General features: G+C 69.3%; 13 protein-coding genes. 10 read left to right on the top strand and 3 right to left on the bottom strand.

Annotated features, from left to right (window positions below):
• From NUG20_RS09890 to NUG20_RS09860, 7 genes are all read left to right on the top strand, one after another.
• Nucleotides 1–768, top strand: coding sequence for a class I SAM-dependent methyltransferase (locus tag NUG20_RS09890; RefSeq protein ID WP_263398145.1), 768 nt, complete (start codon nucleotides 1–3; stop codon nucleotides 766–768).
• Nucleotides 769–778: 10 nt separating this feature from the next.
• A complete protein-coding gene (locus NUG20_RS09885; RefSeq protein WP_263398144.1) occupies nucleotides 779–1,834 on the top strand; it encodes a quinone-dependent dihydroorotate dehydrogenase in 1,056 nt (351 codons plus the stop codon).
• Nucleotides 1,831–2,871, top strand: coding sequence for a UDP-N-acetylmuramate dehydrogenase (gene murB, locus NUG20_RS09880; protein WP_263398143.1), 1,041 nt, complete (start codon nucleotides 1,831–1,833; stop codon nucleotides 2,869–2,871). The genes NUG20_RS09885 and murB overlap by 4 nt, the downstream gene beginning before the upstream one ends.
• Before the next feature lie 8 nt (nucleotides 2,872–2,879).
• A complete protein-coding gene (locus NUG20_RS09875; RefSeq protein ID WP_263398446.1) occupies nucleotides 2,880–3,773 on the top strand; it encodes a DMT family transporter in 894 nt (297 codons plus the stop codon).
• A gap of 32 nt (nucleotides 3,774–3,805) precedes the next feature.
• Nucleotides 3,806–4,966: a TPM domain-containing protein gene (locus NUG20_RS09870; RefSeq protein ID WP_263398142.1), complete on the top strand. Its 1,161-nt coding sequence runs from the start codon at nucleotides 3,806–3,808 to the stop codon at nucleotides 4,964–4,966.
• Between the two features lie 298 nt (nucleotides 4,967–5,264).
• On the top strand, nucleotides 5,265–7,145 hold the full coding sequence (locus tag NUG20_RS09865; RefSeq protein WP_263398141.1) for a DEAD/DEAH box helicase: 1,881 nt from the start codon (nucleotides 5,265–5,267) through the stop codon (nucleotides 7,143–7,145).
• Nucleotides 7,146–7,253: 108 nt separating this feature from the next.
• Nucleotides 7,254–7,943 (top strand): aspartate/glutamate racemase family protein, encoded by a 690-nt coding sequence (locus NUG20_RS09860; protein WP_263398140.1) that lies wholly within the window; start codon nucleotides 7,254–7,256, stop codon nucleotides 7,941–7,943.
• 233 nt (nucleotides 7,944–8,176) lie between these two features.
• Here the strand turns inward: NUG20_RS09860 and NUG20_RS09855 are convergent, their stop codons facing one another.
• Nucleotides 8,177–8,875: a phosphatase PAP2 family protein gene (locus tag NUG20_RS09855; protein WP_263398139.1), complete on the bottom strand. Its 699-nt coding sequence runs from the start codon at nucleotides 8,873–8,875 to the stop codon at nucleotides 8,177–8,179.
• Complete coding sequence (gene ispG / locus NUG20_RS09850; RefSeq protein WP_263398138.1) at nucleotides 8,865–10,130, bottom strand: flavodoxin-dependent (E)-4-hydroxy-3-methylbut-2-enyl-diphosphate synthase; 1,266 nt, start codon at nucleotides 10,128–10,130, stop codon at nucleotides 8,865–8,867. The genes NUG20_RS09855 and ispG overlap by 11 nt, the downstream gene beginning before the upstream one ends.
• A gap of 124 nt (nucleotides 10,131–10,254) precedes the next feature.
• Between ispG and NUG20_RS09845 the strand changes: the two genes are divergently transcribed.
• From NUG20_RS09845 to NUG20_RS09835, 3 genes are all read left to right on the top strand, one after another.
• Entirely contained in the window at nucleotides 10,255–11,478 is a 1,224-nt protein-coding gene (locus NUG20_RS09845) for an ATP-binding protein (RefSeq protein ID WP_263398137.1), read from the top strand.
• The gene (locus NUG20_RS09840; protein WP_263398136.1) at nucleotides 11,475–12,041 is read left to right on the top strand and encodes a response regulator transcription factor; all 567 of its coding nucleotides are present in this window, start codon (nucleotides 11,475–11,477) and stop codon (nucleotides 12,039–12,041) included. Before NUG20_RS09845 ends, NUG20_RS09840 begins: the two co-directional genes overlap by 4 nt.
• Before the next feature lie 144 nt (nucleotides 12,042–12,185).
• Nucleotides 12,186–13,976: a putative bifunctional diguanylate cyclase/phosphodiesterase gene (locus NUG20_RS09835; RefSeq protein WP_263398135.1), complete on the top strand. Its 1,791-nt coding sequence runs from the start codon at nucleotides 12,186–12,188 to the stop codon at nucleotides 13,974–13,976.
• An 84-nt stretch (nucleotides 13,977–14,060) separates the two neighbouring features.
• Here the strand turns inward: NUG20_RS09835 and NUG20_RS09830 are convergent, their stop codons facing one another.
• Nucleotides 14,061–15,623, bottom strand: coding sequence for a sodium/sugar symporter (locus NUG20_RS09830; protein ID WP_263398134.1), 1,563 nt, complete (start codon nucleotides 15,621–15,623; stop codon nucleotides 14,061–14,063).
• Nucleotides 15,624–15,718: the final 95 nt, after the last annotated feature.

Here is a 15,718-nt window from a genome sequence, read left to right as displayed (position 1 = left end):
ATGGACGCCTCCGCTCCGCGCGAACGCTTCAGCGACCGCGTCGCCGACTACGTCCGCTACCGCCCCGACTATCCGCCGGCACTGCTGGACTGGGTGCACGGGGAACTCGGCGTGGCGCGCGACGCGCAGGTCGCCGACATCGGCGCCGGCACCGGCATCTCCACCCGCATGTTGCTGCAGGCCGGGCACCCGGTGCTGGCGGTGGAGCCGAACGCGGCGATGCGCGCGGCCGCCGAGACGCTGCTGCGCGACCTCCCCGGCTTCGCCGCGGTCGACGGCAGCGCCGAGGCCACCACCCTGCCCGCCGCCAGCGTCGACCTGATCAGCGCCGCGCAAGCCTTCCATTGGTTCGACCTGGAGGCGGTGCGCCGCGAATGGGCGCGGGTGCTGCGCCCCGGCGGGCTGGCGCTGGTGTACTGGAACTCGCGGCTGCTCGACGGCACGCCGTTCCTGCACGACTACGAGCGCTTGCTGCTCGACTACGGCACCGACTACAGCGCGGTGGCCGAGCGCTACCACGACGATGCGACGATGCAGCGCTGGTTCGGCGCCGGCCTGCGCGGCACGGCCCAGTTCCCGAACGTGCAGCAGCTGGACTACGACGGCCTGCGCGGGCGCCTGCTGTCGTCCTCCTACGCGCCGCTGGCCGGGCATCCGCGCCACGCGCCGATGCTGGCCGCGCTGCGCGCGCTGTTCGATCGCCACCAGGTCGATGGCCTGGTCGATGTCCACTACCGTACCCGTGCCTTCGCCGGCACGTTGAACTGAGCTGCGCCGCATGTATTCCCTCGCCCGCCCGTTCCTGTTCGCCTTCGACGCCGAGCGCGCCCACGCATTGGGCCTGCGCGCGATCGAGATGGCCTACCGCACCGGCACCAACCCGCTGCTGGCCAAGGCCATCGCGCCGATGCCCACGCGCGCCTTCGGCCTGGAGTTCCCCAACCCGGTCGGGCTGGGCGCCGGCCTGGACAAGAACGGCGAGCACATCGACGCGCTGCTGGCGCTGGGCTTCGGCTTCGTCGAGATCGGCACCATCACCCCGCGGCCGCAGCAGGGCAATCCGAAGCCGCGCATGTTCCGGCTGCCGCGCGAGCAGGCGGTGATCAACCGCATGGGCTTCAACAACCTCGGCGTGGATGCGCTGGTGCGCAACGTCGAGCGCGCGCGCCGCCGCCACGGCCTGCTCGGCATCAACATCGGCAAGAACAAGGACACGCCGAACGAGGACGCCGCGTCGGACTATCTGCATTGCCTGGAAAAGGTCTACGCGCTGGCCGACTACGTCACCGTCAACATCTCCTCGCCCAACACCGCCGGCCTGCGCGAGCTGCAGGAGGAACAGGCGCTGCGGCAGCTGGTGTCGCAATTGCGCGAGGCGCAGGAAGCGCTGGCCGCGCGCCACGGCAAGCGCGTGCCGATGCTGGTCAAGGTCGCGCCGGACCTGAGCGACAGCGACATCGACGCGGCGGCGCGGGTGCTGTCGGACCTGCAGGTGGACGGGGTCATCGCCACCAACACCACCATCACCCGCCCCGGCCTGGAGCGCAACCCACTGGGCGCCGAAGCCGGCGGCCTGTCCGGCGCGCCGCTGCTGGGCCAGTCCACGCTGGTGCTGCGCCGGCTGCGCGCGCGCCTGCCCGAGGCGATCCCGCTGATCGGGGTCGGCGGCATCCTCTCCGGCGCCGACGCGGTGGCGAAGATGGCCGCCGGCGCGGCCCTGGTGCAGTGCTACAGCGGGCTGGTGTTCCGCGGGCCGGAACTGATCGGCGAATGCGTCGAGGCGATGCGCCGGCGCCGCGAGGCGCCCAGCCGCGGCGCGGTCGCCGCGCTATGAGCAATGCCTGGTCGCTGACCGCCAACGCGCCGCTGCAGGCGCTGAACACCTTCCATGTCGCCGCGCAGGCGCCGTGGCTGCTGCAGATCTTCGCGCCCGAGGCGCTGCCCGAGGCGCTGCTGGCGCCGGAACTGGCCGGCGCCGCGCTGCTGCCGCTGGGCAGCGGCAGCAACATGCTGTTCGCCGGCGATGCGCCCGGCGTGGTGCTGGCCTTCGCCAACCGCAGCATCGACACGCTGGAGCATCGCGCCGACTACGCCATCGTCCGCGCCGGCGCCGGCGTGGGCTGGCACGAACTGGTGATGTGGTCGCTGGCGCAGGGCCTGTCCGGCCTGGAGAACCTGGCGCTGATCCCGGGCACGGTCGGCGCCGCGCCGATCCAGAACATCGGCGCCTATGGCGCGCAGGTCGGCGAGTTCGTGCACGTGGTCGAGGCCTACGACCGCGCCGACGCGCGCTTCGTGCGGCTGGACGCGGCGGCCTGCGAATTCGGCTACCGCGACAGCCTGTTCAAGCGCCAGCCCGACCGCTATCTGATCGCCGCGGTCGAATTCAACCTGCCGCGGCTGCATGCGCTGCGCCTGGACTACGCCGGCATCGGCGAGGAACTGGAGGCGCTCGGCATCGCCATGCCCGGCGCGCCCGACGTGGCGCAGGCGGTGATCAACATCCGCCGCCGCAAGCTGCCGGACCCGGACGTGCTCGGCAACGCCGGCAGCTTCTTCAAGAACCCGCTGCTGCCGGCCGAACAGGCGCAGGCGCTGCAGCACGCCTACCCGGCGCTGCCAGTGTTTCCCGGCGACGCCGAGGACCAGCGCAAGCTGTCGGCGGCGTGGCTGATCGAGGCCTGCGGCTGGAAGGGCCATCGCGACGGCGACGCCGGCGTGTCCGCCGCGCACGCGCTGGTGCTGGTCAACCACGGCCAGGCCAGCGGCGCCGAGCTGCTGGCATTGGCGCGGCGCATTTCCGCGTCGGTGCTGGAACGTTTCGGCGTGATCCTCGAACCGGAGCCGCGCATCGTCGGCGCGCAGTGGTGAACGAGGCGATGTCGCTGCGCGCGGCCATGCTGATGCTGGCCAGCACGCTGGCGTTCGGGCTGATGGTGGTGGCGATCCGGCTGGCATCCGCGCACCTGTCCACGGTGGAGATCGCCTTCTTCCGCAACCTGTTCGGCCTGCTGTTCCTGCTGCCGATGCTGCTGCGTCCGGGCCAGCCGCTGCCGCGCACCGCGCAGCTGCCGCGCTACCTGCTGCGCACCGCGGTCGGCCTGGTGTCGATGCTGGCCGGGTTCTGGGCGATCGGCCACCTGCCGCTGTCGCAGGCGATCGCGCTGTCCTACTCCACGCCGCTGTTCGTGACCCTGGCCGCGGCGTTCTGGCTGGGCGAGAACGTGCGCCTGCGGCGCTGGATGGCGGTGCTGTGCGGCTTCGCCGGCGTGCTGATCATCGTGCGCCCCGGCGCGGCCACGTTCAGCACCGGCACCCTGGTCGCGCTGCTGGCGGCGGTGATGAGCGCGCTGGTGGCGATCCAGATCAAGCAGCTGGCACGGGCGGACTCGGCCAACACGGTGGTGTTCTACACCTACGTGTTCTGGGTGCCGATGTCGTTGCTGCCGGCGCTGTTCGCCTGGACCTGGCCGCACGGCATCGACTGGCTGTGGCTGCTCGCCACCGGCCTGTTCGGCACGCTGGGGCAACTGCTGTGGACGCGCGCGCTGCGCATCGGCGAGGTCTCGGCGCTGACCCCGATCAGCTTCATCCAGCTGCCGTTCGTGGCGCTGCTGGGCTGGTGGCTGTTCGGCGAGGCGATCGCGCCGCACACCCTGCTCGGCGCGGCCATCATCATCGCCGCCAACGTCTACATCGCGCATCGCGAATCGGTGCTGGCCAAGCGCGCCGCCACGCACGCGCCGATGGAAGGCGCCAAGCCCGGGGAATGAGCGCAGCCGCACCGCGCCTGGCGGCCGCCATAATGGCCGCACGATCCACCTCGGCCCACGCCATGCGCGCCTTCCGCCTGCTTGCCATCGCCACGCTCGCCCTGCTGCTGTGGCCGGCGCTCGCCGCGCTCGCCATCGAGATTCCCGCGTATACGCCGGACGTGGTCGATCCCAGCGGCCAGTTGAGCGCGTCGGACCGGCAGCGGGTGAACGCGTCCCTGCAGCGGCTCCGCACCGACCAGGGGATCTGGGGCGCGGTCTACATCGTGCCCGCGCTCGACGGCGACAACCTCGAGAGCCTGTCCGAGCGCGCGTTCAAGACCTGGCAACTGGGCCAGAAGGACGTCGACAACGGCCTGCTGCTGGTCCTGTCGATCCAGGACCGCCGCTCGCGCTTCGAGGTCGGCTACGGGCTGGAAGGCCGCCTGCCGGACGTGGTCAGCAAGCACGCGCTGGACGACTACCTGACGCCCAGGATGCGCCAGGGCGATACCGCCGGCGCCATCATCGACGCCTTCGGCTTCATGGCGCGTGTCGTTGCGCAGGACCCGACCAGCCTCGAAGAACTGTCGCGGCCGTCGGCCGCGCCCGCCGCCGAACCGCGCCACTGGGAACGCGGCATGATCGCGTGGGCCGGGCTGGTGGCATTGATCTGGCTACTGCCGCTGCTGCGCCGGCTGTGGATGCGGCACCTGCGCGCGCGGTTGCTGCGCGAGCACCCGCAACTGGCCGGCCAGGCCGAAGACATCGCCGAATCGACCCGCCGCTCGTGGTTCCTCGCGGCGTTCATCAGGCTGTTCCTGACCGTCAACCCCGGCGTGTTCGTGCTGGTGCTGTCGGCGCTGTTCCCAGTGGCGTTCGTGCTCTCGCTGGCCATCGAGCTACTGGTGCTGGGACTGGCGCTGGCGCTGGCCGGCCGCCGCTATTCCTCGCCCGAGTATTTCCGCGATTTCCTGCGCGAGCAGGCGCGCGAGCGCCAGGCGCTGATGCGCAAGGGCCACGTGGTCGCGACCACGTCCGGCGGCTACGCCTATACCCCGGCGTACTACGCCAGCCGCAAGTCGTCTTCGTCCTCATCTTCGTCCTCGTCGTCCTCGTCGTCTTCCTCGTCGTCCAGTTCGAGCGGCTCGTCCTCCTCCGGCTCCTCCGGCGGCGGCAGCTCCGGCGGCGGCGGCGCCAGTTCGAGCTGGTAGCGCTGCGTGCGCCCCACGCGGCGACGTTCAGCGCCGGCACCCAGCTCGCGTTCGACGAAGCCCCGACCGCTGGAACGTACTCGGGTCGCCGATCATTCTCGGCGCCAATACCTACCGCAAGGCGGTGCTGGCAACGCGCGCGGCCAACGCTGCACCCACGGCAGCGGCCAAGCTGTGTGTATAGCGCCGCAGATCCGGTCTCAAGCTGGCGGACAGCCGCGTCCTGCATTTGTTTACCTGGCCGCAGCGACACTGCACTAAGCTCGGCGGACAAGGACATCGGTTTCAGGGGGAAACCATGGCAGCGCTGATACCCAGCTATGCGTCATGCTCGCAACGGATGACAACAGGCGAACGCCGCTTCGCCCAGCGTCTGATCGATAAGCTGGAAGACGACTATCTGTGCTGGTACGACGTGCCGGTGGGTCCGAAGCACCGGCATCCGGACTTCGTCGTTCTGCATCCCAGCCGGGGGTTTCTGGTCCTGGAAGCCAAGGACTGGAAGCTTGAATCGATCGCGGAGATCAATCGCGACAGTGTGGTGCTGCATACCGAACGCGGGCGCGACGTCACCGCCAATCCAGTGCGTCAGTCTCGCGAATACACCCTCGAACTATGCAAGCTCCTGCAACGCGACCCGGCGCTGCGCCATCCCGACGGCAGCCAGCGCGCAGGCAAACTGATGATGCCCTGGGGCTGGGGCGTGGTTCTGACCAACATCACGCGCCATCAGTTCGAACAGGCGCAACTCGAGCACTTCATCCCCTCCGCCTCGGTGATATGCCGCGACGAGATGACCGAAGCCACGGATCCCGAAGATTTTCAGAAACGGCTCTGGGACATGTTCATGATGCCGTTTGCTTGCCAGATGTCGCTTCCTCAGATCGATCGCTTTCGTTGGCACCTGTTCCCCGAACTGCGCATCCCGACGCAGGGCAACATGTTCGATGGCGCGGCGGAACCGAAATCGCTGCTCGACGGAATCCCCGACCTGATCAAGATCATGGATCTGCAACAGGAGCAGTTGGCGCGCTCGCTGGGCGATGGCCATCGGGTCATCCACGGCGTCGCCGGCTCCGGCAAGACCATGATTCTCGGCTACCGCTGCCTGGAGCTGGCGCGCCGCTACGCGAAGCCGGTCCTGGTCTTGTGCTACAACAAGACATTGGCAGGACGGCTGCAGCAACTGATCTCCGCCAAGGACATGAGCGAGCGGATCGTGGTCGCGCATTTCCATGGGTGGTGCCGGCAGCAACTGGAGGCCTTCCATGTCCGCAGTCCGGCGGCGCAAAGCGATGGGCATGCCTACGCCGAGGCGTTGGTGCGATGCGTAATAGACGGTGTCGCATCCAATGCGATTCCGCGCGCTCAGTACGCGGCAGTGTTGATCGACGAAGGCCACGACTTCAAACCGGAATGGTTCCAACTGGTCGTGCAGATGATCGACCCGGAAACCAATGCGCTCCTGCTTCTCTACGACGATGCGCAGGCGCTCTACGACAATGGCGGCAAACGCAAGTTCACGTTTGCCAGCGTCGGCATCCAGGCGCAGGGGCGAACCACCATCTTGCGGATGAACTATCGCAACTCCCTAGAGGTGCTGGCCACGGCGAAAGCGTTCGCCCGTGAACTGCTCGAAAGCCATGACGCCGACGACGATCACGTCCCCGTGATTGCCCCGGAAAGCGCCGGCCGCCGCGGGCCACTCCCGGAACTGCTGCGTTGCAGGAACATCTGGGACGAGGCCGAACGCATTGCCCTGCAGGTCGCCGAGGCGATCGACCAAGGCGCCAACGCTAACGATTTCGCCGTGCTTTGCCGCAGTAACCAGCTGGCCAAGCTAATCGCCAACCGTCTAATTAAGGAACGTATTCCGGTGGTTCTCGCGGAAGACAGCGCCAAGCGCAGTTTGTTCGAAGGCGCGCCGTCGGTGAAGGTCATGACGATGCACTCCAGCAAGGGGCTGGAGTTCGACACCGTCTTCATTCCCGGTATCTGCGAGATCGGCCAGCGCCAGCATGGCGACGAAGAGCAGATGCTGCTGGAGGCGAAACTGCTGTATGTGGCGATGACCCGTGCACTGGGGCGCCTGGTGATGCTACACCACGGTGAAGGCGTGTTCGCGGAGAAGATCCATGTGGCCTTGGCGGACGTACGCGCGCGCCTGCAGGCCGCATGAGCGCAGAGCCGATGCCGAAGCGAGCGCCGTGAGCGGGTCGGACGGTTCGCTGCGCACAGGTATGCTTGCCGTGTGCGCATCCATTTCGGGTGCCGTATGGAAAGCGGAATGAAGACCATCGGCCTGATCGGCGGCATGAGCTGGGAATCCACCGTGCCCTACTACCGGCACATCAACGAGACGATCCGCACGCGGCTGGGCGGGCTGCATTCGGCGAAGATCCTGCTATACAGCGTGGACTTCCACGAGATCGAGCAGTTGCAGCAGGCCGGTGACTGGGACGCGGCCGGCGCGGCGATGGCCGCCGCGGCGCGTGCGCTGCACGCCGGCGGCGCCGATTTCCTGGTGCTGTGCACCAACACCATGCACTGCGTCGCCGATGCGATCACGGCCGCGGTGCCGTTGCCGCTGCTGCATATCGCCGATGCCACGGCCGCCGCCCTGCACAACGCCGGGATCCGCAGGGTGGGCCTGCTGGGCACGCGCTTCACCATGGAACAGGCCTTCTACCGCGAGCGGCTGCAGCGCCACGGCTTCGATGTGCTGGTGCCGGCGGCGGAGCAGCGCGCCGAGGTGCACCGCATCATCTACGAGGAGCTGTGCCAGGGGACGATCCGCGATGCATCGCGGGCGCGCTACCGCGACGTGATCGGCGCGCTGCAGGCGCAAGGCGCCGAGGCGGTGATCCTGGGCTGTACCGAGATCTCGCTGCTGGTCGGCGCCGCCGACGCGCAGCTGCCGCTGTTCGATACCGCCGCGCTGCATGCGCATGCGGCGGCGTTGCACAGCCTGGCGTAGCGGCGCGGCAGCACACGGCCGATCGCCGGTCTTCGCTGGCCGGATCGGGTCCGGCGAGCGGCCCGCAACGCCTGCGCCGAAAGCGGCTCAGCCTCGCTGAAGCGGTGTCGGCAACGAGCCGGGAATGGACTCCCTGCACACGCACGCAAGACGCTGCCGTGCAAAAAAAGCCATGTGGCCGAAACCGCACGCGGCGGCGCCAGTTCGAGTTGGCAGCCGCGGCTCGCTTCCGCTCAGGAAGCGCGGCGCTGCCGCCAGCGCGGGCGCCGTTCGCCGCGGAACATCAGCAGGTACAGCCCGACCACCCACACCAGCGCCGCGCACCAGCCGCCGAGGATGTCGGACGGGTAATGCACGCCCAGGTAGATCCGCGACACGCCGACCAGCAGCGCAAAGCTGCCGGCCAGCAGCAGCACCGGCCAGCGCCAGCGGGTGCGCCAGGCCAGCGCGACCAGCACCGCGGCCAGGGTCATCGAGCCCATCGCGTGGCCGCTGGGAAAACTGAAGGTGTGCTCGGGCGCGATCGACTCCCACAGGCTCGGCCGGTCGCGCTGGAAGAACTGCTTGGCGCCCATGTTCAGCAGCGCCGAGCCGACGAACGAAAACGCGGCGAACATGGCCTCGCGCCAGCGCCGCAGGCCCAGCAGCACCAGCACGATCACCGTATCCAGCGGGATCACGCCGTACTGGTAGCCAGCCTCGGTGACGACGGTGAAGAACCGGTCCCAGCCGGGCGCGGCCAGCGCGCGCATGCTCCACAGCAGCGGTTCGTCGAAGTAGAAGTTCTCCAGTTCGTGGACTTCGTCGGCCAGCTCGACGAACACGCCCATCGGCAGCAGCACCCCGGCAAACAGCAGGCCGATGCGCCAGGCGTTGCGGCGCAACCACTCGCGTACGCCGGCGGCGCGCTCGGCCGGAACCTCAACCGGCACGGCGGACGTACTTGGTTTCGACGTAGTCGTCGATCAGCGCGACGAATTCGTGGGCGATGTTCTCGCCACGCAGGGTGATCTTCTTCTCGCCATCGACGAACACCGGCGCCGACGGCGCCTCGCCGGTGCCCGGCAGCGAGATGCCGATGTTGGCGTGGCGCGACTCGCCCGGACCGTTGACCACGCAGCCCATCACCGCCAGGGTCATGTTCTCGGCGCCCGGATGGGTCACCTTCCACTCCGGCATCTTCGCGCGGACGTGGTTCTGCACCACCTTGGCAAGTTCCTGGAAGAACTCGGAGGTGGTGCGGCCGCAGCCCGGGCAGGCGGTGACCAGCGGGGTGAAGGCGCGCTGGCCGGTGGTCTGCAGCAGCTCCTGGGCGACGATCACCTCCTGCGTGCGCGACTGGCCCGGTTCGGGGGTCAGCGAAATGCGGATGGTGTCGCCGATGCCTTCCTGCATCAGCACCGCCAGCGCCGCGCTGGAGGCGACGATGCCCTTGCTGCCGATGCCGGCCTCGGTCAGGCCCAGGTGCAGCGCGAAATCCGAGCGCTGCGCCAGGTCGCGGTACACCGCGATCAGTTCCTGCACGCCGCTGACCTTGCAGCTGAGCACGATGCGGTCGCGGCCCAGGCCCAGTTCCACCGCACGCTCGGCCGAATCCAGCGCCGAACGGATCAGCGCCTCGCGCAGCACGCGGCCGGCGTCCCACGGCGTGTCGCGGCGCGAGTTCTCGTCCATCAGCTGCGCCGCCAGGGCCTGGTCCAACGAGCCCCAGTTGGCGCCGATGCGCACCGGCTTGTCGTACTTCAGCGCGAACTCGATCAGCTGCGCGAACTGGGTGTCCTTCTTCTTGCCGAAGCCGACGTTGCCGGGATTGATCCGGTACTTGGCCAGCGCCTGCGCGCAGGCCGGCTCGGCGGCCAGCAGCTGGTGCCCGTTGTAGTGGAAGTCGCCGATCAGCGGCACCTCGATGCCCATCATCCGCAGCTTGTCGACGATGCGCGGGATCGCCGCGGCCGATTCGGCGTTGTTGACGGTCAGCCGCACCAGCTCCGAACCGGCGCGCCACAGTTCGGCCACCTGCTTGACCGAGGAGGCCACGTCGGCGGTGTCGGTGTTGGTCATCGACTGCACCACGATCGGCTTGCCGCCGCCCACGACGACGCCTCCGACACGGACCGGCTGGGTGGAACGGCGCGCCCAGGGCGCGGCGTCGCTGGGGGGGGTGGGTCGGCTGACGGCGTCGTACATGCGCGCATTTTAGCGTGTGCGGCGGCCCTGCCCCACTCCCCGGCGGCACCGGTTCAGCCGAACGGCCGGCGCTGCGACGGTTTGTCGCAGACAGCCGCCGGCGCCAGCGCATACGATGCGCGCCATGACTTCCACCGACGCCTCGTTCCTGCGCACCCTGTGCAGCCTGCGCTGGCTGGCCACCGCCGGGCAGGCGGCGACGATCCTGGTCGCGACCTGGGCGATGCGGCTGCCGCTGCCGCAGGCGCCGCTGTGGTCCGGCGTGGCCGCGTTGGCCCTGTTCAACCTGTATGCGCAGCTGCGCCTGCGCCATGCCGACACCGCGGCGCCGGCCACCGCCTTCGGCCACATCCTGGTCGACGTGACCGTGCTGACCTGGATGGTCGGCTGGAGCGGCGGCATCGGCAACGCCTTCGGGTCGCTGTTCCTGGTGCTGATCGCGCTGGCGGTGCTGGCCCTGCCGTTGCGCTGGGCGCTGGCGGTGGCGGTGGCCTGCGTGGCCGGCTATGCGGTCAGTGCGCTGTTCGGCCTGCCGCTGCCGCGCGGCCCGCACCAGGCGCTGGACCTGCAGCGCTGGGGCATGGCCGCCAACTTCCTGCTGTCCACCATCGTGGTGCTGGTGTTCTCCACCCGCCTGGCGCTGGCGCTGCGCGAACGCGAGCGCGAGCTGGCGCTGCTGCGCGAGCGCTTCACCCGCAACGAGGGCATCGTCGCCCTGGCCACCCACGCCGCCTCGGTCGCGCACGAACTGAACACGCCGCTGGCGACGATGACCCTGCTCACCGACGACATCGTCGAGCAGATCGAGCAGCCGGAGCTGCGCGAAGACCTGGAAACCCTGCGCGAACTGCTGGTGCAGTGCCGCGAACGGGTGCTGGCGCTGGCCGCGCCGGCGCAGCGCGCCGGCGGCGGCACGGTGTCGCTGGCGCACGTGCTGCACCAGTGGCAGCTGGTGCGGCCGACGGTGCAGCTGCGCCGCAACGTCGACGCGCCGCTGCAGCTGCGCCTGGAAAGCGCGATCGGGCACCTGCTGCAGGTGCTGCTCAACAACGCCGCCGATGCCGGCGAACGCGCCGGCCATCCGCAGGTGGACCTGAGCGTGCGGGTCACCGGCAGCGAACTGGTCGGCGAGGTGCGCGACTACGGCGGCGGCTTCGACGCCAACCAGGTCGCACTGCCGGCCACCCTGTTCCGCAGCGGCAAGCCCGACAGCATGGGCGTGGGCCTGGCGCTGTCGCATGCGACCATCGAACGCCTGGGCGGCGAACTGTGGACCCAGCCCGCGCCTGGCCACGGCGCGCGGGTCGGTTTCCGCCTGCCGCTGCTCGCCCTGGAGACCCCCGCATGAACACCGACGCCCCGCTGGGCCTGCTGGTCGACGACGACCCGCTGTACCTGCGCACCCTGCAGCGCACCCTCGCCCGCCGCGGGCTGGAGACGCTCACCGCCGACAGCGGCGCCGCGGCATTGGCGCTGGCCACGGCGACGCCGCCGGACTACGCGTTGATCGACCTCAAGCTCGGCGACGAATCCGGCCTGGCCCTGATCCAGCCGCTGCGCGCGATCCGCGCCGACATGCGCATCCTGCTGGTCACCGGCTACGCCAGCATCGCCACCGCGGTGGAGGCGATCAAGCTCGGCGCCGACGACTACCTGCCCAAGCCGGCCACGGTGCAGATGATCCTGCGCGCCTTGAACCTGGACGCGGACAGCGCCGAGGACGAGGACGGCGTCGAACTGCCGGACGCGATGACCCCGCTCAGCCGCCTGCAGTGGGAGCACATCCAGCAGGCCATGCACGAGACCGGCGGCAACGTCTCGGCGGCCGCGCGCCTGCTCGGCATGCACCGCCGCTCGCTGCAGCGCAAGCTGGCCAAGCGCCCCAGCCCGCAGCGCGACCCGCCGCGCTGACGCTCTCCCTGGCAGCGCCATGCGCCGCCACCACGGCGGGCCGGCGCCGCGCCGCTGCATCTCTCCACACGCGGTCGTTCATCTTCCGCGCCACCACCCGCACCGCGCCCCTCAAGTCGCCCATCCGCACGCCGCTACCGTGGCATGCATTCCTCTTCCCCTCCCCCGCCGCCGCCCGACGAATCGCGCAGGCTGGCCAGCCTGCGCCAGCTGTGCCTGCTCGACACGCCGGCCGACCGCGTGTTCGACCTGATCACCCAGCTGGCCGCGCGCACCCTGCACGCGCCGATCGCGCTGGTCTCGCTGATCGACGAGCAGCGCCAATGGTTCAAGGCCAGGGTCGGCCTGGATGTGCCGCAGACGCCACGCGACCAGGCCTTCTGTGCGCATGCGTTGCACAGCCCGGAGCTGCTGGTGGTGGCCGATGCGCAGCAGGATCCGCGCTTCCGCGACAATCCGCTGGTCACCGGACCGCCGTTCATCCGCTTCTACGCCGGCGCGCCGCTGCTGCTGGCCGACGGCAGCGGCCTGGGCACGCTGTGCGTGATCGACACCGAACCGCGCAGCACGTTCGACGCGCAATCGCGCCGCACCCTGCAGGAGCTGCGCGATCTGCTGCTGATGCGGATCGAGACGCTGCGCAACACCAGCTTCGTCGATGCGTTGACCGGCCTGCCCAACCGTAGCCGCTTCAACGAAGACCTGACCATGTGGCTGTCGCTGCAGAGCGCCGACCATCACGATACCGGCGTGGCGATCGACGTGTGCGGCACCGAGTACTTCCGCGACATGGTCAAGGCCTTGGGCTGGGAGTACGCCGAGGGCTACCTGCTGGCCGCGCGCGATCGCCTGCTCGCGGCGCTGGACGGGCCGCCCGCCTACCGCATCGACACCACCAGTTTCGCCTTCGTCGTGGAAGGCAACGACCCCGCGCGCCTGAAGCAACGTTGCGAACACGTGTGCAGCGCCTTCGCCGAGGCGATCGAGCACCAGGGCATCCCGCACGCGGCGACGCCGTCGATCGGCGCGGTGCGTCTGGACGGCACGCTGAGCGCCAACCACACGTTGCGCTCGCTGACCACCGCGGTGGACATGGCGCGCCAGCGCGGGCTGCCGTGGAGCCTGTACGAACGCAGCCACGACGCCAGCCAGCGCAACGCCTTCCGCATCCTGGCCGCACTGCCGGAGGCGCTGGACGCGCGCGAGCAACTGAGCCTGCACTACCAGCCGCGGGTCAGCCTGCGCGACGGCGCATGCGTCGGCGTGGAAGCGCTGCTGCGCTGGCAGCATCCGCTGCTCGGCAACGTCGCGCCGAACGAATTCATCCCGCTGGCGGAAAAGACCGCGCTGATGAGCCGGATCACCGCCTGGGTCCTGCAGGCCGGCATCGCCCAGGCCGCGCTGTGGCAGCGGCAGGGGCATCATTTCAGCGTCTCGTTGAACGTCTCGGCGGTCGACCTGGAACAGGCCGACTTCATCGCCACGCTGCGCGAGCTGCTGGCGCGGCATGCGCTGGAACCGGGCCGCATCGAGATCGAATTCACCGAGAGCGCGATGATCCGGCATCCGCAACGCGTGGCCGAACAGCTGCAGGAGATCAGCGCGCTGGGGGTGAAGATCGCCATCGACGATTTCGGCACCGGCTACAGCAACCTCAGCTACCTCAAGCGCATTCCCGCCAACGCGCTGAAGATCGACCAGTCGTTCATCCGCACGCTGCCGAGCAGCCGCACCGACTGCATGATCGTGCCGTCGATGATCCGGCTCGGCCACGACTTCGGCCAGCAGGTGGTGGCCGAAGGCATCGAGACCGAAGAGATCTACGCCATGCTGCGCGAATGGGGCTGCGACGAGGGCCAGGGCTACTGGATCGCGCGGCCGATGCCGGCCGCGGCGCTGGACGCGTGGCTGGCCACACCCTGGCGCGGCGGCTGAGGCGCGGCCACGCCAGCACCGGCAACAGCCGCCGAACCCGCGGCGACCGCGGGCGCGCGGTCGCCGCCACTGCTCAGCGGTGGCTCACCAGAACACCGTATACAGCGCGATCAGGATCGCGACCACGCCGACCGCGCCGATCTTGAAGCCGAGCGTGGTGCCGTAACCGACGTCGTCGGTGCGGATCAGGTCGTGCGCCTGCCTGGCCGGGGTGGCCAGCGACACCGCCACTGCCAGCACCAGCGCCGCCACGAACACCACGCCGATGCGGTCCATGAACGGCAGTTCCGGCCAGGCGAACTTGAGCGCGAACGACAGCACCACCGAGCCGATCGCCGCGGTCAGCGCGCCGGCTTCGTTGGCGCGTTTCCAGAACAGACCGAGCATGAAGATCACCACCACGCCCGGGGTGAAGAAGCCGGTGAATTCCTGGATGAACTGGAACCCCTGGTCGAAGTTGCCGAGCAGCGGCCGCGCGGTGAGGATGCCGACAAGCACCGACGCCACCGCGGCGATGCGGCCCACGCGCACCAGCTGCTTCTGCTCGGTCTGCGGGCGGAACTTGGCGTAGAAGTCCAGGGTGAAGATCGTCGCCACCGAATTGATCTTCGACGCCAGCGAGGCGACGATCGCCGCCACCAGCGCGGCGAACACCAGGCCGAGCACGCCGGTGGGCAGCAGTTGCATCATCGTCGGATACGCCTGGTCGGGCTTGGCCAGGTCCGGCGCCAGCACCACCGCGGCGATGCCCGGCACCACGATCACCAACGGCATCAGCAGCTTCAGGAACGCGGCGAACACGATGCCCTTCTGCGCCTCGCCGATGTCCTTGGCGGCCAGCGCGCGCTGGATGATGTACTGGTTGAAGCCCCAGTAGCTGATGTTCATCACCCACAGCCCGCCCAGCAGCACGCTCAGGCCCGGCAGGTCCTTGTAGAACGGGTTGTCCTTGGACAGGATCATGTGGAAGTGTTCGGGGTGCGCGTTCCACAGGTGCTTGAAGCCGGCCAGCACGCCGGCGCCGTCGCCGATGCGCGACAGCGTCAGCCCGGCCACCAGCAGGCCGCCCAGCACCAGCAAGGTGACCTGCACGATGTCGGTCAACGCCACCGCCTTGAGCCCGCCGTACAGCTGGTAGACCAGCGCGAACACCCCGATCAGCGCCAGCGCCAGGGTCTGGTCCATGCCGGTGACCTGGCTCACCGCGATCGAACCCAGCCACAGGATCGAGGTCAGGTTGACGAACACGTACAACAGCAGCCAGAACACGGCCATCAAGGTGCGGATCCACTTGCCGTAACGCTGCTCCAGGAACTGCGGCATGGTGTAGATGCCGTTGCGCAGGAAGATCGGCAGGAAGAACTTGCCGACGATCAGCAGGGTCAGCGCCGCCATCCATTCGTAGGAGGCGATCGCCAGGCCGATCGCATAGCCGGACCCGGCCATGCCGATGATCTGCTCGGCGGAGATGTTCGCCGCGATCAGCGAGGCGCCGATCGCCCACCACGGCAGGGTCTTGCCGGCCAGGAAGTAGTCCTCGGCGCTCTTGCTGTGCCCGGCCTTTTCCCGCGATACCCACTGCGCGAGCACGAAGATGCCCGTCAGGTAGACCAATACGATCGCCACATCCAACGTCGCCAGACCCACTGCACTTTCTCCCACGGGCCGCGGCCCGTCGCCTGTGTATCGATGAACCCGTCCCGGCGGGACGGCGCGTGCTTGCACCCGATTCGCCGCGACCG

It is taken from the genome of Xanthomonas sp. CFBP 8443, assembly GCF_025666195.1.
Classification (GTDB): Bacteria; Pseudomonadota; Gammaproteobacteria; order Xanthomonadales; family Xanthomonadaceae; genus Xanthomonas_A.
Note: the sequence above shows the minus strand (reverse complement) of the source record. Positions and strands in the feature narration are given on the sequence as shown.